General features: G+C 63.2%; 19 protein-coding genes, 1 pseudogene and 1 riboswitch. Of the genes and pseudogenes, 10 read left to right on the top strand and 10 right to left on the bottom strand.

The window, feature by feature from the left end; genetic code table 11:
* Positions 1-154 precede the first annotated feature (154 nt).
* Positions 155-1,423, bottom strand: a complete 1,269-nt coding sequence (locus tag AS26_RS10750) for an APC family permease (RefSeq protein ID WP_062309366.1) — start codon at positions 1,421-1,423, stop codon at positions 155-157.
* A 147-nt stretch (positions 1,424-1,570) separates the two neighbouring features.
* On the opposite strand from AS26_RS10750, the gene AS26_RS10755 reads away from it, so the two are divergent.
* On the top strand, positions 1,571-2,542 hold the full coding sequence (locus tag AS26_RS10755; protein ID WP_062309369.1) for a LysR family transcriptional regulator: 972 nt from the start codon (positions 1,571-1,573) through the stop codon (positions 2,540-2,542).
* A gap of 155 nt (positions 2,543-2,697) precedes the next feature.
* Here the strand turns inward: AS26_RS10755 and AS26_RS10760 are convergent, their stop codons facing one another.
* Together AS26_RS10760 and AS26_RS14715 are read right to left on the bottom strand one after the other, a co-directional pair.
* Positions 2,698-3,027 carry an MTH1187 family thiamine-binding protein gene (locus AS26_RS10760; protein ID WP_062309371.1) on the bottom strand — a complete coding sequence of 110 codons (330 nt, stop codon included), beginning with the start codon at positions 3,025-3,027 and terminating at the stop codon, positions 2,698-2,700.
* Positions 3,028-3,386: 359 nt separating this feature from the next.
* Positions 3,387-3,491 carry a putative holin-like toxin gene (locus AS26_RS14715; RefSeq protein ID WP_245629731.1) on the bottom strand — a complete coding sequence of 35 codons (105 nt, stop codon included), beginning with the start codon at positions 3,489-3,491 and terminating at the stop codon, positions 3,387-3,389.
* 329 nt (positions 3,492-3,820) lie between these two features.
* On the opposite strand from AS26_RS14715, the gene AS26_RS10765 reads away from it, so the two are divergent.
* Positions 3,821-5,080, top strand: coding sequence for an MFS transporter (locus tag AS26_RS10765; protein ID WP_062309373.1), 1,260 nt, complete (start codon positions 3,821-3,823; stop codon positions 5,078-5,080).
* A gap of 5 nt (positions 5,081-5,085) precedes the next feature.
* Positions 5,086-6,537: a gluconokinase gene (locus tag AS26_RS10770; protein ID WP_062309375.1), complete on the top strand. Its 1,452-nt coding sequence runs from the start codon at positions 5,086-5,088 to the stop codon at positions 6,535-6,537.
* A 136-nt stretch (positions 6,538-6,673) separates the two neighbouring features.
* Here AS26_RS10770 and AS26_RS10775 read toward each other — a convergent pair whose 3' ends face one another.
* Both AS26_RS10775 and cynS read right to left on the bottom strand, forming a co-directional pair.
* The gene (locus AS26_RS10775; RefSeq protein WP_245629732.1) at positions 6,674-7,186 is read right to left on the bottom strand and encodes a metallophosphoesterase family protein; all 513 of its coding nucleotides are present in this window, start codon (positions 7,184-7,186) and stop codon (positions 6,674-6,676) included.
* Positions 7,187-7,286: 100 nt separating this feature from the next.
* Entirely contained in the window at positions 7,287-7,730 is a 444-nt protein-coding gene (gene cynS / locus AS26_RS10780; protein ID WP_062309396.1) for a cyanase, read from the bottom strand.
* A gap of 452 nt (positions 7,731-8,182) precedes the next feature.
* Here cynS and AS26_RS10785 point away from each other — a divergent pair, with 452 nt between their 5' ends.
* On the top strand, positions 8,183-8,692 hold the full coding sequence (locus tag AS26_RS10785; protein WP_062309398.1) for a DinB family protein: 510 nt from the start codon (positions 8,183-8,185) through the stop codon (positions 8,690-8,692).
* 254 nt (positions 8,693-8,946) lie between these two features.
* Positions 8,947-9,744, top strand: coding sequence for an RpnC/YadD family protein (locus AS26_RS10790; protein WP_062309378.1), 798 nt, complete (start codon positions 8,947-8,949; stop codon positions 9,742-9,744).
* A gap of 59 nt (positions 9,745-9,803) precedes the next feature.
* Here the strand turns inward: AS26_RS10790 and AS26_RS10795 are convergent, their stop codons facing one another.
* The 4 genes and pseudogenes from AS26_RS10795 to deoD form a co-directional block, all read right to left on the bottom strand.
* Positions 9,804-10,616, bottom strand: coding sequence for a substrate-binding domain-containing protein (locus tag AS26_RS10795; RefSeq protein WP_281176961.1), 813 nt, complete (start codon positions 10,614-10,616; stop codon positions 9,804-9,806).
* 51 nt (positions 10,617-10,667) lie between these two features.
* Positions 10,668-10,817 (bottom strand): annotated as a pseudogene (locus AS26_RS14870) (LacI family DNA-binding transcriptional regulator); the annotation flags it as partial.
* Between the two features lie 48 nt (positions 10,818-10,865).
* On the bottom strand, positions 10,866-11,762 hold the full coding sequence (gnd, locus tag AS26_RS10800) for a phosphogluconate dehydrogenase (NAD(+)-dependent, decarboxylating) (protein WP_062309381.1): 897 nt from the start codon (positions 11,760-11,762) through the stop codon (positions 10,866-10,868).
* A gap of 125 nt (positions 11,763-11,887) precedes the next feature.
* Positions 11,888-12,595 carry a purine-nucleoside phosphorylase gene (gene deoD, locus AS26_RS10805; protein ID WP_062309383.1) on the bottom strand — a complete coding sequence of 236 codons (708 nt, stop codon included), beginning with the start codon at positions 12,593-12,595 and terminating at the stop codon, positions 11,888-11,890.
* Positions 12,596-12,695: 100 nt separating this feature from the next.
* Here deoD and dapD point away from each other — a divergent pair, with 100 nt between their 5' ends.
* Entirely contained in the window at positions 12,696-13,400 is a 705-nt protein-coding gene (gene dapD, locus AS26_RS10810) for a 2,3,4,5-tetrahydropyridine-2,6-dicarboxylate N-acetyltransferase (protein ID WP_062309385.1), read from the top strand.
* Positions 13,400-14,527: an N-acetyldiaminopimelate deacetylase gene (locus tag AS26_RS10815; RefSeq protein ID WP_062309387.1), complete on the top strand. Its 1,128-nt coding sequence runs from the start codon at positions 13,400-13,402 to the stop codon at positions 14,525-14,527. Before dapD ends, AS26_RS10815 begins: the two co-directional genes overlap by 1 nt.
* Positions 14,528-14,864: 337 nt before the next feature.
* Here AS26_RS10815 and AS26_RS10820 read toward each other — a convergent pair whose 3' ends face one another.
* Positions 14,865-16,028 carry an aminotransferase class I/II-fold pyridoxal phosphate-dependent enzyme gene (locus AS26_RS10820; protein ID WP_062309389.1) on the bottom strand — a complete coding sequence of 388 codons (1,164 nt, stop codon included), beginning with the start codon at positions 16,026-16,028 and terminating at the stop codon, positions 14,865-14,867.
* 555 nt (positions 16,029-16,583) lie between these two features.
* On the opposite strand from AS26_RS10820, the gene AS26_RS10825 reads away from it, so the two are divergent.
* From AS26_RS10825 to AS26_RS10830, 3 genes are all read left to right on the top strand, one after another.
* Positions 16,584-17,399, top strand: coding sequence for a G1 family glutamic endopeptidase (locus tag AS26_RS10825; protein ID WP_062309391.1), 816 nt, complete (start codon positions 16,584-16,586; stop codon positions 17,397-17,399).
* Positions 17,400-17,587: 188 nt separating this feature from the next.
* On the top strand, positions 17,588-17,773 hold the full coding sequence (locus AS26_RS14470) for a hypothetical protein (protein ID WP_169793494.1): 186 nt from the start codon (positions 17,588-17,590) through the stop codon (positions 17,771-17,773).
* A 28-nt stretch (positions 17,774-17,801) separates the two neighbouring features.
* Positions 17,802-17,882, top strand: a riboswitch (ZMP/ZTP riboswitch).
* Between the two features lie 91 nt (positions 17,883-17,973).
* Positions 17,974-18,831, top strand: a complete 858-nt coding sequence (locus AS26_RS10830; protein ID WP_062309394.1) for a bifunctional 5,10-methylenetetrahydrofolate dehydrogenase/5,10-methenyltetrahydrofolate cyclohydrolase — start codon at positions 17,974-17,976, stop codon at positions 18,829-18,831.
* Positions 18,832-18,885 lie beyond the last annotated feature (54 nt).

Consider the following 18,885-nt stretch of genomic DNA (forward strand, 5'->3'; position numbering starts at 1 on the left):
ATGAGATATGACCACCCTCTTTGCACTGCCCCCACTCGACACATAGATGACGTCCCTCCTCAACGCATTGTGACATCCGTGGACTGGAACCTCCGTCGTCATGACATCCGGAATCTCGGCGCCCGCCCTCCTGAGAACCTCGCCGTGACAGCGTTCATCCAACTCTACCTGTGCTCGAGCGCAACCGAGCAACCGCAAGCGCCGCCGCCGCGATCGCCAACGGGTAAACCAGCTTCCAGCCAAACGAGCTAAGCACCACGAGAGACATCATGCCGACCGCGAATCCTACGACCTTGCGCCATCGCTCTGCAGACTGCCGGATATACGCGATGGCGCACAGACCGTAAATCAACAGGAAGTTCTGGCCCGCCAACGCAAACATCAGGGACTGTGAAATCAAGCCCGCCCTATGCATGCCGATCACGGCCACAAACACGAACGCGCAAACTCCAACAGCCACCCATGGCACGCCACGCCGACTTAAGACGGCGAGTCGCCTGGGCAGCGTTCCTTCCCGTGCCGCGGCAAACATAAGACGAGACGCCGCCCAAATAGCCCCGTTTAAGTTCGCCACGATGATGACAACCGCAAGTATTGCCACACCATCCGCCGCGACCGGGCCCGTCACACGTGTGAGCAGCGCGGCCATGGGTGCAACGCTGGTACGGGGATCGTGCGCAGACAAATCCGTCTGCACAGCGAGCACGACCGCGATGTACAGGATGATGATGGCCACATAGCTCAGCGCGATGGTCAAAGGAAAGTCCCGCTTTGGGCGCTTGAACTCCTCTCCCAGGAAGGAAATCATTTCCCATCCCGTGTACGCGAAGAAGACCATGCCGATCACGGACAGACTGCGGCACCAATCGCTGAAAGGCGCCACGTGAAGCCCCGCCCTCGGGTGCGCAAACAGGCCCACGCAGGCGATGAAGCCCAGAACGCCAACAAGCGTAAAACTCAGTATCTGTTGCGCAGTTGCCGAAACGCGGGCACCAAACGCATGCATGGCACTCACGAACATGATGAGCAAGGCGGCGCATGCGTCGGGCCTCCATCCGCGTAACCCCGTGAGAGCGGCGAGGTAGTCGGCTCCGGAAAGCGCGATGGCGGGAATGCCAAGAAAGAAGGCGCCCATGAGCAGGCATTCGGCCAAGATCCCGAGCCTAAATCCACAAGCCGAACGCACAAAGCCGGCGGCGCCACCCGCGGAGGGGTATCGGGCTCCGAGCTCCGAGAAAATCCAGAGTAGCGGAATGACCAGTCCAGCATCCAGAAGCCAGGCATAGATGGACGCATCTCCAGCCTGGGCATAGGCCTCCCCCGGGAGCACGAGCACACCCGCCCCAATCACGATGCCCAGCGCAAGTGCAACACCGCGACCAAGGGTAAGAGTCTTGACAAGTTCAGGACCCGACGGTTGCACAAAGATCCCTCCCACCTTGGTGAGCCATGGCGCTCGACCCATGCATGAAGAACGACTTTCCTGTATTGTAAATGAAGGCAATGCATCGTATCGTACGATACATTGAATGATTCGCATCGATTATTCCGATGAGTCATGGAGGATACCATGGATTTCAAGCAGCTGCACACCTTCGCCGTCGTCGCTCGTGAGCGGAGTTTCACACGCGCATCCACGCTGCTCAGCTACGCGCAATCAAGTGTCTCAACCCAGATTCAGGCGCTGGAACACGAACTGGGTGCGCCGCTGTTTGATCGTATTGGACGCAGCGTGCAACTCACCGACATCGGACGAAAAGCACTGCCCTTGGTTCACGATCTTCTACAGATAGAATCGGAACTTCGGTCCATCGCGAAGGGCGACGGCCAGCCGAGCGGCACGCTGATCGTCGGGGCCCCAGAAAGTTTGATTGCGTATCGGCTACCACCCGCACTCACGGCGTTTCACCGGTGCTACCCTGACGTCCATCTTGAATTTCGAACCGGCGGCTGCGCAGAGCACCGGGTGGCACTCGCGCGCGGCGAGATCGACGTGGCGCTGCTCTTAGAACAGGGAGTTCCGTCGCCTGGTTTGGCCTTCAAAGCCTTGCCACCCGAGCGCATCGTGCTCGTCGGTCACCCGAAACTTAGACCAGGTGACCTGAAAGGAGACACGGTGTCTCTCCTCGAAGCTTCTGTGTTGTTGCTCGTGGAAGCTTCGAAAGGCGGCACGAGTTACCGCGAGGTGTTTGAGCAGCAACTGGTGCGCATGGGTGTCCGTATTCATCGCTCCATGGAATTTTCGAGCGTGGAGGCTGTCAAGCAGTGCGCGATGGCGGGCCTCGGCATCGCGCTGCTTCCTGAAATCGCAGTCGGAGAAGAACTGAAAGCGGGCAAACTCGTGCAGATTTCTTGGAACGACCTGGCGATCCCGTCGTTCCTCGCGTGGCGAGAGGGGCGCTGGATGTCCGAGGCGATTCGGCGATGGATGGAATGCGTGCTCACGTACGCGTACCACATCGAACTCGCAAGTGGCGAACGGTCGCAAGCCACTCGCGCGACCGACTCGAGCGCGCCCTTCAGCTGGGGCCCGCATGATTGACGCGCCCTGTCATCGGCTTTGAACCCAATCCCGCGGAGGGTCTGGTGGATGGTCGCTCACCAAACGCCGCTGGGCTCGGCGCTCCGTCATGACCGCTATCCGCCAGAAGCCACGGTCCCTTGGCGCAAGATGTCCCGCAACCGCCACGAGCCCCTTCACGGCGCGTGGCAGCTCGCCGGTTCATCATCCAACTTCTTCAGTACCGCCGCGACCTTGTCGTCCATCGAGTGATGCACGTCGCGCCGATCGTCAATCTTGATGACCGTCGACAACCGCTTCGCCCCCATGGCCACGAGCGCCTCGTGCATCTCCTGGATGGCCGTAAAGATGTGGGACAAGTCCCCCTCGATGGTGGTGAACATCGGATCCAGGCGATAGGTCAGTTCCTGATGGCGCGCAAGCACGCGCTGCGCTTCCGCCACGAACCGGCTCACGCTCGTCTCACCCGTGCCGATGGGCGAAATGCTGACGGCGACCATGGCCATGCATAGTCCCTCCCATGCCCAACGTGATGATTTCCAAACACGATGATATCAGAATCGTCGCGCGATAACAGGCCTGCTCACTCAAACCTTTCCATCCGACCTCCGGCCCCAACATACCGCGCCGTGCGAGCGACACGCCGGTCCATCCTGCCTCATCTCCAAGCCGCGTGGTGGCCTGGTGAAGGCCGGCCGAACATTGACGAATATCCGCAAGATGGTACACTTAAACTGAAAAGAGCGCCGGAGGTCGCGACTCCGGCGCTCAGGCACCGACGCCTGGGCAGTGTCCCTGCCCGTCGCTATCTGGTGTGATAGCTGTGAGCAGTGACCGCCCCGAGGCCGGAATACCTAGGGGGCGGTCACTTGCGCGTCAAGGCAAGAACCAGAGCCACAACGAGTGACAAGAGCGCGATCACAAACGACCCAAATTGGATCGCCAGCGATACGGCATCCGCCACTTTCATGGCCTCACCCCCTCCCGTCTCGCGAGCGGGCAGGGAGTGACCCCCAAGGTGGTGCCCACCTGTAGCCTATCAAACCGGTTTCCACCCGTCACTGCACAAGTGAATTTTTCATAGCCCGGTTCGCAGATTTCCGCAGGTCTTCTTGGCCCTGTCGCAACGCGAGGGGCCGCACCCAAACGCACCCCTTGCTCTGTGAAGCGCTTTCGTGTATCTTACGTATATCGATTTCGTAAATCGTTTTCTTCCTCTCGCTCCTGCCCTGCGCTCCCTCGCCCGCGAGGGGCATGGCACTGGCAGCAGTCATTCGAACGTTTTGAAGGGGGATTGTTGTGAAGCGTTGGTGGATTGGCCTCCTCATTGGCCTCGGCGTGCTCATCAACTACTTCGACCGCACCAACCTGTCGGTCGCAGCCACGCCCATCTCGAACTTCTACCATCTCTCAGACGCGCAGATGGGCATCATCCTGTCCGCCTTTGGGTGGTCGTACGCGGCATTTCAGATTCCAGTCGGCGCCTTGCTCGACAAAATCGGCGTCAAGTGGCTCAACCGGATCGCGACCATCCTGTGGTCCATCGCCACGTTCATGACCGCCGTGGTGAGCGGCATGGGCCTCATCATCCTGTCGCGCGTGCTGCTCGGCATCGCGGAGGCGCCCGCCTTTCCCGCCGCATCGAAGGCGACGGGCTACTGGTTCCCCGTGCGCGAACGCGGCGTGGCCACCTCGCTGTTTGACGCGGCGGCCAAGTTTTCCAACGTGATCGGCACACCGCTCGTCGCGTGGGCCGTCACCAGTTGGGGCTGGAAAGGCGGCTTCTGGTTCACCGGCGCGTTGAGCCTCGTCTACGCCGCGCTGTACTGGGCGTTTTATCGCGATCCGCACGAAGCCCGGCTCTCCCCGGAGGAAGAGGCGCTTTTGCGCGAGGGCGGCGCGCAGCAGGCCGGCGAGGCGGAGGCGGGAATCGGCAAGAGCCTCGCCTACTTGCTGCGCCAACGCAAGGTCTGGGGGCTCACACTTGGCTTTGCCGCCTACGGTTACTCGTTCTATCTCTTCCTCACGTGGCTGCCGAGCTACTTGGTGAAAGAGATGCACATGACCGTGCTGAAATCCGGATGGTACACCGCCGGGCCGTGGCTCGTCGCCACCATCACCGATCTTCTCATCGGCGGATGGCTCGTGGATCGCCTGATTCAGCGCGGGCACGACGTCACGCGCGTCCGCAAGACCGTGCTCGTCGTCGGCATGATCTTCGGCCTCGCTGTGATCCCGGCTGCGTTCACGCGCGACCCGAACACGGCGGTCATCTTCATCGCCATTGCCCTTGGCGGGCTCGCGTTTTCGGCGCCGGTCGGCTGGAGCATCCCGTCCCTCATTGCGCCGAAGGGCACCGTGGGACTGGTGGGAAGCATCATGAACTTCGTCAACAACCTGATGAGCATCGTGGCGCCCATCGTCACGGGATTCGTGGTGCAAAGGACGGGATCGTTCGAATCCGCGTTTGTCATCGCGGGCGTGGTTCTCCTGCTTGGCATCTTGTTCTACGTGTTCATGCTCGGTAAGATTGAGCCGATTCCGGATCCGAAGGTGTGACATCCGTGAACCCAGAGACCTGTATCGTGGGCGTGGACCTCGGGACCACGTCCATCAAGGCGGTTGCGTATACACCGGCTGGCGAGCTTGTCGCCAGCCGTTCGGCTGTCGTGAAGACCGAGACCGGCCCAGACGGGCGCGCGGTGCAGAACCCGGACGACGTCGTCGAGCTGGCCGTCTCGGTGCTCGGCGAAGTGGCGGGCCACATTGCCCGCATGGGTTTGCGCATCGCCGCCCTCGGCATGTCGGCGGCGATGCACAGCCTTGTGGCGCTCACCCATCGCGGTGAGCCGCTCATGCCGGCCATGACGTGGATGGACGCGCGGCCCGCGGAGGTGGCGCAGGCGCTTTGGGCGTCGGAGGATGGCCCGCGGCTCTATGCGCGCACGGGCACCCCCATTCACGCCATGGCGCCCGTGTGCAAACTGGCATGGCTGCGCGAGCAGATGCCGGAGGTGTTTGCGAAGGCGCGCCGCTTTGTTTCTCTGAAGGAGTACGTGTGGCACCATCTGTTTGGGGAGTGGGTGTGCGATCCGGCCATGGCCTCGGCCACAGGCCTGTTCGACGTGCAGAGGCTGCACTGGGACCAGGCTGCACTCGAGTTCGCAGGCGTCCGCGAGGATCAGCTGAGCCGCGTGGTGCCGGCCGACTGGAGCCAGCCGCTTGCGTCCTCGAGCCTCGCCCCCCGCCTGCCGCTCGCGGAAGGCGCACAGGCGGTCATCGGTGGATCCGACGGCGTGCTGGCCACCCTGGCCTCGGGCGCCAAGGAGCGCGAGATGCTCTTGGCGACCGTCGGCACGAGCCTCGCCGTGCGGGCCGCGAGCCGCAGACCCGTGACGAATGCGAACCTGCGCACGTTCTGCTACGCCCTCGGCGAAGGCGAATACGTGCTCGGCGCGCCGAGCAATGCGGGCGGGATTGTCATCGACTGGCTCGTGCAGACGCTGTTGGGCCACCCGGGGCAGATTGAGCAACTGCTTGCTGCGGCAGGCGAGGTTCCGGTGGATCATCTCCTCGCGCTGCCGTACGTGGCGGGCGAGCGCGCGCCATTTTGGGACGAGCGCATGTCGGCGGCTTGGGTGGGCCTTCGCCTGCACCACGGCCCGGCGCACGTGGTGCGCGCGGCGGTGGAAGGGGTGCTGTTTCACACGCGCTGGCTCGTCGAGGAGATGCTCGATCTCGCCGAGGGAGCGCGCGGCGTGATGCTCGCGGGCCGGCTGTTTGAACAGCTCTGGATTGCCGAGTCAGCCGCGGCGCTTATGCCCGTCCCCGTTTGGCGACAGGCCGACGCGGACGGCGCCGCCTATGGTGCCGCAATGATGGCAGGGAGGCGCGTAGGCGTAGACCTGCCGCCGCTCGCTGTGACGCCGGGGCCGCAGGCGCAGGCGGCTAAGCGCGCAGATCTCGAGCGGCGGTACGCCACCTGGCGACAACTCGTCGAGAAGCTTCGCGCGTGACCGCGAACGATGACGCGAGCGGTCCATGCGGACGAGCGACACATGTCATGTGATGCCACGGGGCCAGGGGCTGCAAAACCTCGGTCGCCCCGTGGCAGGACAGAGTCTCAGGCCGTGCCATCGGCGGGCACAAAGCCTAAGGCCCCGCGACGGGCGGATTCAAAATGTGATCCGCAAACTCTCCCGCCTTGGGAGCGCCCGACTTCCGGATCTCCGCTGCGGCACGCTCGAAGTCGTACAGCGTCTCCCGCAATTCGATCTCGGAGCTGATGAGCGCCCAGCACGCGCCCCGCGCCGCGCTCGGAAGCCCGACGCTGCCCGCGTTCACGACGCGCTTGCCGGCCACCATCCGGTCAAACTGAATGTGCGTGTGCCCACAGACGATGATGGGCTCGCGCACATGCGCCACCATCGGCAAGATCTCCGCTTCCGGCGTGTCCCGCCGAATGGCCTCCTCGTCACTTCTCGGCGATCCGTGGACGAAGCGTACGTCGCCGAGCCCCTCCACATGAAGCGTCACGTGAGCCTTCTGACTTAGCAAGAACTCGCGTTGATCCGGCGTGAGCTGGTCATGACACCACGCGTTCACTTCCGCAATCCAGCCCGTCACGACCCGCGCCTCCATCCGAAAGCCCTTGCTGATGATCATAAATCTTCTGTCAATCAACGCACAAGAAGGGCGTCGATCGATGGCGTCTCGCGGAGCATGCCGGCCGTCGCTCGTGTGGGCGCACGGAGGATGTCCCGGTTCAGAACGTGCGATACGGCAGGTACTTGCCGCTCATCGTGACGCGGACGCGATCGCCATGGGGATCCGGTTCGCGCTCGACGTGCATTTCAAAGTCAATCGCGCTCATGATGCCGTCGCCGAACTTTTCATGCACGATTTCCTTGAAGGCGGGCCCGTACACCAGGATGATCTCGTACAGCCGATACAGGACCGGATCGGTCGGCGGCATCGATACACCGCCTCGGTAGGGCGGGAGCGTCAACGCCTCCGCCACTTCCGCCGGGAGGCCGAGGAGTTGGGCGGCGCGCTCGGCCTGGTGGGGCTTCAACGTTCCCTGCCCCAAGAGCGCCGCGGTGCAGTGAATCTCCGGTACGCCGACGTGTTGCGCGATCTCGCCCCACGTCAATTTTCTTTCCTGCTTCGCTTGCCGGACCAACTCAACCAACGCTTCCCGCGTGTACATGACCGACATCCCTCCCTGAAAGAGCGTTTCTCGCCGACATTGTATCGCATCGTTGTACCCTTCAGAAGGTTTTGTGTTATCTATCTTCACATGTCGAGATGAATTCTGGCTCGCCGTGGCATACCGCGTGTCGCACGGAACGGAGGATGCCATCAAGAAGAGCGGAGCGCGCTGTTGCCGGTTCAGCGGCGTCAAAGCGCAGCTGAAACGCTCGGGAGCATGGCGGAGGCTTCTTATCTTCGGAAATCGGCCTGCCCGAAGGGGTTGAACCTCACACGCCTCCCAGGAAGTTGAGATGGCGAGACAGGTTGTGGTAGCGTTAAGGTCAATTAGAAGCATGTCGGAAAGTTCCGTCAGCAGGATGAGAGCGATTTCAGCATCGGTTTGGCAGGCCCGAAAGGGCGGAACCGATCTTCTTCGCACGCGAAGGCAAGGAGGCCGATACGGTGACAATGGACAGCTTTGCATTCGTCGAGTCAACGCACCGCGAGACGCTGGCCGTGATCGACAGCGTCTCGGATGACGAGTTCAACGCATCGCCGGGACCTGGGCGGTGGAGCGTGGCCCAAGTGATGGAGCACATTTGGAAGACTGACATGTCCATCATCCCCGTCTTCCGCCGCGCCGCCAAGGATCGCCGACCCTACACCGGGGCGCGGAAAGGCGTGGAGCGCGCGGCGGATCGCACGGTGAAGATTGAAGCGCCCGAATTCATCCGCCCGTCGGACGAACCGAAGTCGCGCGATGCCTTGCGCCAAGCGCTGGCGGAAGCCCGCCGGACGCTGATGGAAGCTGCGAGAGCGGTGGGTGACCCTGAAGAGTTGGAGCGCCTGGGAGCGCCGGTACCCCATCCGGTGTTCGGCGAGTTGTCGCTGCGCGAGTGGCTCGAGTTTGTCGGCTATCATGAGCAGCGCCACGTGGCGCAGGCTCGCGAAACGCTCGAGGCTGTGCGCCGCGCGTGATGCATGCGACGGGCGGCACGCGAGCGAAGGGAAACGCAGGATGCGTCGCCGTATGCCAAGCCCAGGCGGGTCAATGATGGCTGTCACTAGAGCGAAAGGGACGCGTGAGGCTTGCCACGGAACTCGCGCACCCGACGGGCTTGATGATGGTCCGCCGCATGATGACGACGAGCCTATAGCTTATGTAGAAAGCACCTGCAACCGATTGTCGGAACACCGTCAATCCCATATACTGATAGACAAGAGGTGAACGGATGCCCACTCAGGATACGTTGATGAAAGCCCTCACCCGCTCGCTATCGGGCGGCGCCTTAGACGCGTTTGGCGTCTCCGGCGTCGAGCTTACCGAGCCGTTGCCAACGGAGCTACCCGCCAACACCTTGCGGGTTGACCGCGTCCGGCGAATGGCGAACGGGGATTTGTTTCATCTTGAATTTCAGACGAAACGCGAGGCGACTTTACATCGCTTCTTGGAATACGATGCCCGGTTGGCCAATGAGCACCGTGCCAGAATTCGCACGGTGGTTTTGTATCATGCAAGCGTTGCGAGCGCACCCCATAGCCTCGACATTGGCACAGCCCACTATCGGGTGGAGAATGTATTTCTCGCACAAATGAGAGCTGAGAAGGCACTGGACGACGTCGAACAGCACCTGCGCCAAGGACAATGGGAAGCCGGAGACCGCTTGCGGCTAGGTTTGGCGCTCAACATGCGTACGGATGATCAGGTGAAGGCATTCGAACGCGTGCGCCAGTTGGTTCCCCAAGTGCCCGACGAGGTGGAACGCGACTTGGTCGTGAGCGCGATTCTGGTTCTCGGTGATCAGGGACTCACGGAAGAGCAACGTACGCAACTGCGAAAGGAGTTGAGAACTGTGTCGAAGTTGGCAGAAGAGCTGTATGAAGAAGGGCGCATGGAGGGGCGCATGGAAGGGCACATGGAGATTGTCGGAAATATGCTTCGCAAGGGTATGAAGATTGAGGACATCGCCGAGATGACGGGTCTTCCGAAGCAAGAAATCGAAGAGCTTGCTCGCAAGCAGGCGCATTGACGGACTTGCACAAATCGTTCCACGGTTTCATTCGCCCAGTTAAATCGCTCGCGAACGCGCTAGTCCCGCGCCGTCGACCCCCCCATCACCACAGACGACGGCACGACGAGGATGCCCGAAGCTACCTCTTCCCCCCGCAGGCGCGCGGTGATGATCTGCCCCGCCGTTTCGCCCATCTGCTCCACGGGCTGGCGCACACAGGTCAAGGGCGGATCGACGAGATCGGCCCAGTCCGGCTCGTCAAAGGTCGCGATGCCGAGTTGGTCTGGCACCTGATATCCGAGCGCCCGAAGCGACCGATAACACTCCATCAGGACGAGGCCATTCGCGGTGTACACGGCGGTACGCGCCTTGCACGCGCAAGCGGCCACATGCGCGAGCGCTTTGCGAAACGAAGCCGGATCGCCGCGCCGCACGCGCATCACCACGGGCTCCCGCAGAGCCACGCGGCATGCCTCCAAATAGCCTTCCAGGCGATCCGTCCGCGTCGGAATCCCGCGCGCGTCCTCCGTCAGATACACCACCCAGTGGTAGCCGAGATCGAACAGCTGCCACGCCATCTCGCGCGAAACGTCGCGGTTGTTGGTGCCGATGGCGTACGCGTTGGGGATGGCAAAGGCGCGGTCCACCAACACCACGGGCATCTCGCGCGCCAAATCCGCCAGATAGTCGTTGTTGTCCCCGCTCGTCTGCAGCGCGATGGCCTCCACGCGGTTAGCGACAAACGACTCGATGAGCTGCCGCTCCCGCCTCGCGTCGCCTTCGGACTCGGCCACCATCAGGTGATAGCCGGCTTCCCCAAGCGTCCGCGAGAATGCGCGCAGAAACCCCACGCAAAACGGATAGCTCATATTCACCACGATGGCGCCCACGGTCTCCGTGCGCTGCGCCTTGAGCCCCTTGGCGAGCGCGTTCGGCCGATAGCCCAGTTCCGCAATGACCGCGGCAATCTTCTCTCGCGTTTTCTCGCTCATGGAATCGTAGCGCCCATTCAAGTACCGCGACACCGTGGTGACCGAGACCCCGGCCGCTCGCGCGACGTCCTGAATGGTGGTCCGCTTCGGCACACTCTGCCTCCTCTCACGGAAAAGGCGGTGGCGCCGCCACCGCCTCGTGCGCCATCACGCGTGCTCGACCGCGTGACCGCCAAACTCGTTGCGAAGCGCCGCCTGCACCTTGCCGCTGAACGAGTCATCCTGCATCGAACGATACCGCATCATCACAGACGTGGCAATGACGGGTACGGCCGCCTGGACCTCTAGGGCCTCCTGCACCGTCCACTGTCCCTCGCCCGAGGCGTGCACGACGCCCTTGATTTTATCCAGGCGCGGGTCCTCGCGGAACGACTTCTCCGCAAGTTCCATCAGCCAGCCGCGAATGACCGAACCGTTCGACCAGCAGCGCGCGATCTCGGCAAAATCGTAATCGAACGGCCCCTTCTCCAGCACCTCGAACCCCTCGCCGATGGCCGCCATCATGCCGTACTCGATGCCGTTGTGCACCATCTTCGCGAAATGTCCGCTGCCAGCGCGCCCCGTGTACACGTAGCCGTTTGGAACGGCGGTGTCACGGAACAGCGGCTCGATGGTCTTGAAGACCTCCGGATCTCCGCCAATCATGTAGCAGGCGCCGTGGCGCGCCCCCTCCATGCCGCCCGAGGTGCCGACGTCGAAGAAGTGAATGCCGAGCTTCTTCAGGTCCTCGGCGTGGCGAATGCTGTCCTTGTAGTGCGAATTCCCGCCCTCAATGATGATGTCGCCCGACTGCAACAGCGGCTTCAGCTGGTCGATGAGGTTGTCCACCGGCTTGCCGTGGGGGACCATCAGCCAGACGATGCGCGGCGGCGTGAGCTTCGACACGAGGTCGGAAACAGACGTGGCCGGCGTCGCGCCTTCCTTCGCGACGGCGTCGACCGCCGGCTTATGCAAATCGTACGCCACGACCTGATGCCCGTGGTCCATCATGTTGAGCGCCAGGTTGTGGCCCATCTTGCCAAGACCAATGAGGCCGACCTGCATGTAAGAACACCCTTTCCTGCTCCACACGTGAATTCTCTTTCTCTTGCCCCCACTCAGTGTTCCGGCTGAGTTGGCCGTCTATGCGAGCCACGGGGCCTCTCGGAGATGGTGTTCCCAGCCGAGGCCTAGAACCGGATGGCCGTCTCCAGCGCGATCTCGACCATATCGCCAAACGACCGCTCCCGCTCCTTTGCGGTCGTCTCCTCGCCGGTGAGGACGTGATCGCTCACCGTCAGAATCGACAGGGCCCGCGCGCCAAACTGGGCGGCCAGGGTGAAAAGTTCTGCGCTCTCCATCTCCACCGCTAGCATACCGAATTTCGCCCAACGCTCCAAATCCGCCGTTCCATCGGCGTAAAATAGATCCGTTGTCATGACGGATCCAACGTGGACCGACATGCTCCGCCCCTGGGCAATCTCGTAGGCGGTCCGCAGGAGATCGAAGTTCGCGGTGGGCGCATACTGCACGTGACCGAAGCGCAGCCGATTCGGCGAACTGTTGGTGGAGGCACTCATCGCGAGAATGACGTCGCGGACGCGCACCTCCGGGCGGATGGCGCCGCAGGTGCCGACGCGGATGAGCGTCTTTGCGCCGTAGTCCGCGAGGAGCTCGCGCGCGTAAATGCCGATGGACGGCACGCCCATGCCCGTGCCCTGGACGGAGACGGGCACACCCTTGTAGCGGCCCGTGAAGCCGAACATGCCGCGCACCTCGTTGTAGCAGACGCTACCCTCGAGGTAGGTGTTCGCGATATACTTGGCCCGAAGCGGATCGCCCGGAAGCAGGATGCGCTCGGCGATCTCGCCCGGCTTCGCGCCGATGTGCGTGCTCATGGAACATCCTCCCTTTCTTCTGAAGCCATCATATCACAACGCCCTCGCGCGCAGGCGGCAGCGCGGCGCGCCAATTCGAACACGGAGAGGAATCAGACCGATGCAGACGGCTGAAGAGATCATTCGCTATATTTCGGAAAGCAAGAAGAAGACGCCCGTGAAGGTTTATTTGCGCGGCAAGCTTGACCGCATCTCGTTCCCTGAGGGCCTGCGGCCGTTTGTCGGGCCGACGTCCGGCGTGGTGTTTGGCGAGTGGAGCGACGTGCAGGCGTTTCTGCAGCAAAACCGCGAACTCATTGAGGACTATGAAGTGGAGGCGGATCGGCGAAACAGCGCCATTCCGCTCCTGGACCTGAAGGACATCCCGGCGCGCATCGAGCCTGGGGCCATCATCCGCGACAAGGTGAAAATCGGCGAAAACGCCGTCATTATGATGGGCGCCATCCTCAACATCGGCGCGGAGGTTGGGCCTGGGACGATGATCGACATGGGCGCCGTGCTCGGCGGGCGCGCCACGGTGGGCGCCAACTGCCACATTGGCGCGGGCGCAGTGTTGGCCGGCGTCATTGAGCCACCGTCCGCCAAACCGGTGGTCATCGAGGACAACGTGCTCGTGGGCGCCAATGCGGTCATCCTCGAAGGCGTGCGCGTCGGCAAGGGGTCCGTGGTGGCGGCAGGCGCGGTGGTCATCGAAGACGTGCCGCCGGGAACCGTGGTGGCCGGCGTGCCGGCGAAGGTCATCAAGCGGATTGAGGACGTGCAGGCGAGCAAGATTGAAATCAAGGAAGAGCTGAGGCGCCTGTGATGGCATGGGATGTGTACGAAGCGCGCCGCGCCCTGCACCAAATCCCGGAGCCCGGGTTTCGCGAGTTTGAGACGCAAAAGCTCGTGCTCTCGTACCTGCAGGCGCTGCCGCAGGATCACCTGGAGATTCGCACGTGGGAGACCGGCGTGATCGCCCTCGTGAAGGGGCACAGCCCGAAGCGGCGCGTCGGCTGGCGCGCGGACATGGACGGGCTGCCGGTGGCCGAGGAGACGGGCGTGCCTTTCGCGTCGCGCCACCCGGGCATGATGCACGCGTGCGGACATGACGTGCACATGGCCGTCGCGCTCGGCCTCGCGCAGCACTTCGCCCACAACCCACCGCCGGACGATCTCGTCCTCGTCTTTCAGCCCGCCGAAGAGGGGCCAGGCGGCGCACAGCCCATGCTCGCGAGCGAGGCGTTTCAGTCCGTGCGCCCGGAGATGATCTTCGCGCTGCACGTGCAGCCGGACATGGCCGTGGGCGAGATCGGCATCCGCCCCGGCGTCCTGTTTGCCAACACGTCTGAGCTGTTTGTCGATCTCGTCGGCCAGGGCGGCCACGCCGCGTATCCGCATCGGGCCAACGACATGGTGGTGGCTGGCGCGCACCTCGTGACGGCGCTGCAGACCATCGTGGCGCGCAACGTGGACCCCTTGGACAGCGCGGTCATCACCGTGGGGCGGTTGGAGTCGGGCACGAAGATGAACATCATCGCGGAGCGCGCCCGCCTCGAGGGGACGATTCGGGCGCTGAACGCCGCGACCATGCCGCGCTTGAAGAACCGGATTGAGGCGGTGGTGGCGGGAATCGAGCGGATGTTCAACTGCCAAGCCGAGATCGACTACGGGGCGAACTACTACCAGGTGTACAACGATGAGGTCCTCACTCGGCGCTTCATGCGGTTTGTCGAGGAAGCGGGGCTCGCCGAGGTCCAGGAAGTCCCGCCGGCCATGACCGGCGAGGATTTTGGCTACTTTCTGCGGGAAATCCCGGGTTTTCTGTTCTGGCTCGGCGCGGCCACGCCCTACGGCCTGCATCACGCGAAGATGCTCCCCGACGAGCGGTGCATCGACGTGGCGCTGCGCGTGCTCGTCCCGTATTTCGCCGAGCGGCGGTACGAGGCGTGACGCGGTCAGAGCCACTGCATGATGAAATAGCGGTGCACGCGAAACAGCAAGAGAATGACCGCAATCAGCGCAAACAGCACGGCGCCGACGGCGACACGGGTACGCCTCGATTTGGTACGCATGCCATCGCCTCCAGCGGACGGGTTCGCACATAATGTGAGCGTTTGGCGCGCGCTTCATGCGATCCCGCCCGCGCAGCACGCCGCGACGATGACAGAAGGAATACAGCCGGCGCTCAACATGGGTGGGTGGGCTTGCCTGCGTAAGCCATTTGACGCAGGCTGACAGCGAACCGCATCGACGGATCGCCACCACGTGCCCTCCTCGACCGTGTCCGTCACCCCTGCCGGCGGCGCGCCACAAACCGCGCCATCCGCTCGAGCGCTTCCTGCAGCGCGTTTTCGGAGCACGCAAGCGAAACGCGCACGTACCCCTCGCCGTAGCGCGTGAAGCACGACCCGGAGACCAGCGCCACATGCGCCTCCCGCGCGAGCGCCTCGCAGAACGCATCCGACGTCATGCCAAGCGCTTTGGGCAACTCGGGGAAGACGTAAAACGCGCCGGCGGGCTTCACCACCGGAACGCCCATGCTTTGCAGCGCCTCGACGGCGAGATCGCGATTCGCGCGATACGCCTCTCGCATCGGCTGGCTGTCCTCGTGGCCGTTCGTCAGCGCTTCGAGGGCCGCCATCTGGCTGATGCTCGACGGACAGCTCACGCTGAACTGCGCGGCCTTCGCCATCTCCGCCGCAATGGGCTCTGGCGCGAAGGCAAATCCGATTCGCCAGCCCGTCATGGCGTGTGATTTGGAAAGCCCGTGCAGGACCACCGTACGTTCGCGCATTCCCACCATGCGAGACGCGCTCACCGGCGATCCGTCGAATTGAAGCTCGGCATAAATTTCGTCTGACAACACGTACAGGTCTCGCTCGACGCAGATCCGCGCGAGCGCCGAGAGCTCGTCTTCGCTGTACACCGCGCCCGTGGGATTCGCGGGCGACGCGAGAATGACCAGTTTCGTCCGCGGCGTGATGGCCCGCGCGAGCGCGTCTGGGGTCAACAGGAAACCCGTGGACCGCGTGTCGACAAAGACGGGATGGCCGCCCGCCAAGCGCACGGCGCCCTCGTAGCCAGGATATGCAGGCGCCGGAATGACGACCTCGTCGCCTGGCGCGAGGAGCGCCCGCACGGCGATGTCGATGGCGTGCGTGGTCCCCACGGTGACGAGCACCTCCCGGTCGGGATCGTACCGATGCCCGGTGAAGCGCTCGTAGTACGCCGAGGCCGCTTCCCGCAGCGGGCGGATGCCGCGATTTGGCGTGTACGACGTGAAGCCGTCGTCAATGGCCCGCTTGGCCGCTTCCGCGATGTGCGCAGGTGTCGGGAAATGAGGCTGGCCAATGGTGAGGATGATGGCGTCCGGATGGCCTGCGACGAGATCGGCGAACCTGCGCATGCTGGCGAAGGCGAGCCCGCGCGTGTAACCGGAGATGTCCTGCATGGATGAGTCCTCCTTGATGTGTGATGGGCGGACGCTTTCCGAAAATGGACCCCTGAGCTATCCCATCGCGTCCTTCCGCTGTGCGAGCACTCGCGCCCGTCGTTGACGAGCACTTCAGGTCCCACAGGGATGGATACGTTACCAGGCAAGCGTTGGTCTTGTCACGGTCGCTTGCAGGCCGCAAACCTGGATTTCCCCGCTGCCCGCTCGACCACCTGTCCATCTGCCTTCGTAGTGAAACACGTGTTTCATCCCTCTGGGACTCTGCTCTATCGCCACGATCATACCCCACCCGCTCGATTTGCGGTGCCCCCTGCGTTGACCTATCTGCTGACATATGGTAAACAAAAGAAAATAAAGGTTGAAGAGGTAGGTTCATGTCCTCCCATGCGTCATCGCCGGCGTCCTCATCTTCGCCGCATGCCCGCCAACTGATGATGGCATGGCAGGGCCGTCCAGAGGATTTCGGACAGACGATTTTGAATATGGGTTAGGGAGCGAGCTGAGCGAGGTTCGCTCCCTTCACTTTGTGCCATTCAAAAGGGGGATCTGTGCATGACTCGCACCACGGCATGGAAAGCGCCCGTTTGGGTCACCGCGTCGCTTGCCGCGGCTGGGGCCCTCGCGGCGTGGCCACACCTCGCGGCGGCGCCCGCCACACCCGCCATCTATCACGCGCCGCGGCAAGCGCTCTCACCAAACACGGCACCAAAACCGAACAGCATCCGGGCGGCGAGCTTCGGCTGGTCCGCCTCCAACTGGTCCGGGTACGCGATCACCGGCAGCACGTACAACGACATCACGGGCAACTGGATTGTGCCCGCCGTCAGCCCGTCGAAGAAAAATACGTACTCATCCAGCTGGATTGGTATTGATGGTTTTAACAACAGCGATCTCATCCAGACGGGCACCGAGCAGGACTATGTGAACGGCCACGCGCAATACGACGCCTGGTGGGAGATCCTCCCCGCGCCCGAAACCGTCATCCTGTCCATGACCATCGCGCCGGGCGACCACATGAGCGCGCACATTCACAACAACGGCAACGGGACCTGGACCATCACCCTGACCGACGTCACGCGCAATGAGACGTTTACCACCACGCAGTCGTACTCGGGCCCCGCCTCCTCCGCCGAATGGATCCAGGAGGCGCCTGAGATTGGCGGACGGATCGCCACCCTCGCGAACTACGGCGAGACCACGTTCGATCCCGGCACCGTGAACGGCGGCAACCCAGGTCTTACCATATCCGACGGCGGCTACATGGTTCAGAACAACGCGGTGGTCTCGGTGCCCTCCGCACCTGATTCCGACACCGACGGATTCAACGTCGCGTACGGTTCCAACCAGCCGGCGCCGCCCGCGTCCTGATGCGGGGATAGCTTTCTACCTACAAACACGTATCGCGCCCCGGTTGGGCGAGGCGCCGGCCGGGGCCGCGAGATGCGGGTGAGCCACCCCTCCGTGGCCTGAAGATCTCTCCCCCACGTCAGGCGACCTCCGATGCCTTCCCCGACTGAGGGATCCACGTTGGCTTCAGCAGGATGCAGATCTGCGCCGTGATCACCACGAAGCCGATGAAGCAGGCAGTGCGCGATGCGCGCCGCAATCTCGCCGACGGCACGTTCGAGCAATGTGGCACGGGCAGCGTTCGCCCCATACGCCCTTGCGAACCTCGTTTCCTCCTGCTATATTCTCAGTGGAACCGCCGCATCCGCGGCGCTTCTCGTTGCCGGCTCGTCTGAGCCTTGATTCACAGTCACAATCGAATCCGTTCCGCTGTGCGACTGGCGGCTTAGCGTGGAGCACCACGAGGGAGCACAGCGATATCCGCCGACCGCCTGGGCCCGACACACCCAGGCGGTCTTTTGCATGTTCGAAAGGCGCCAAACGTCGGCTAAACATCTCGCTCCTTGCCGATCCTGATTTCGGGAGGTTGTCCGCCATGGCGAAACCCTTGCTTGGCCGTCCCGTCGCCAAGGCCTTGTCCCATGATGTGAAGAAGAACGTGGATACCTGGAAGTCCCGCGGCGTGCAGCCGAAACTCGTCACCCTGCTCGCCAATGACGATCACGCCGCGAGCGTGTACGCCAACCAAAAGAAGCGCATCGCGGAGCGGCTCGGTATCCAGTGCGACGTGATCGAGATGCCTCAAGAGAGCAACACGGAAGCCATTGTGCGCGAAATTCAGGCGCTGAACGACGATCCGTCCGTTCACGGCATCATGATCGAGATGCCGCTCGCGCAGGGCGTCGACGTGCAGCGTGTGGTGGGCGCGATTCACGCGCTGAAGGACGTCGACGGTCTGTCGCCGTGCCACTCGTTCGCCAAACCGACGCCGGAGGCCGCCCTCTACCCCGCGACGCCGCTCGCCTGCATCCGCCTGCTCAAACACTACGGCTACGATCTCAAAGGCGCCGACGTGACGCTCGTCGGCTGCGGCCAGACCGTCGGCATGCCGCTGCTTCACCTGCTGATCGCGGAAGGCGCGACGGTGGCGGCGTGCCACGAGCACACGCGCGACGTGCGCGCGCACCTGCGCGAGAGCGAGATCGCCATCGTCGCGGTGGGAAAGGGCGGGCTCCTCGGACCGGACATGGTCCACGAGCATCTGACGGTCGTCGATGTGGGCATTTCCCAGGCAGAAAACGGGGATGTGCAGGGCGATCTCGCCCCAGAAGCGGCGGCCAAGACGAGGGCCTACACGCCGACCCCGGGCGGTGTGGGAGCCGTCACCACGGTGCAGATTTTCGCCAACCTGATGCACGCGATGGAGCTACAGGAAGCAGCGGGCATGGTGTAATCGCCTCGGCGCCAGAGGAGGGGCGAGGCGGACACACGATTCAGATGGCCTTGG

This window comes from Alicyclobacillus sendaiensis NBRC 100866 (assembly GCF_001552675.1).
In the GTDB taxonomy this organism is placed as follows: domain Bacteria; phylum Bacillota; class Bacilli; order Alicyclobacillales; family Alicyclobacillaceae; genus Alicyclobacillus; species Alicyclobacillus sendaiensis.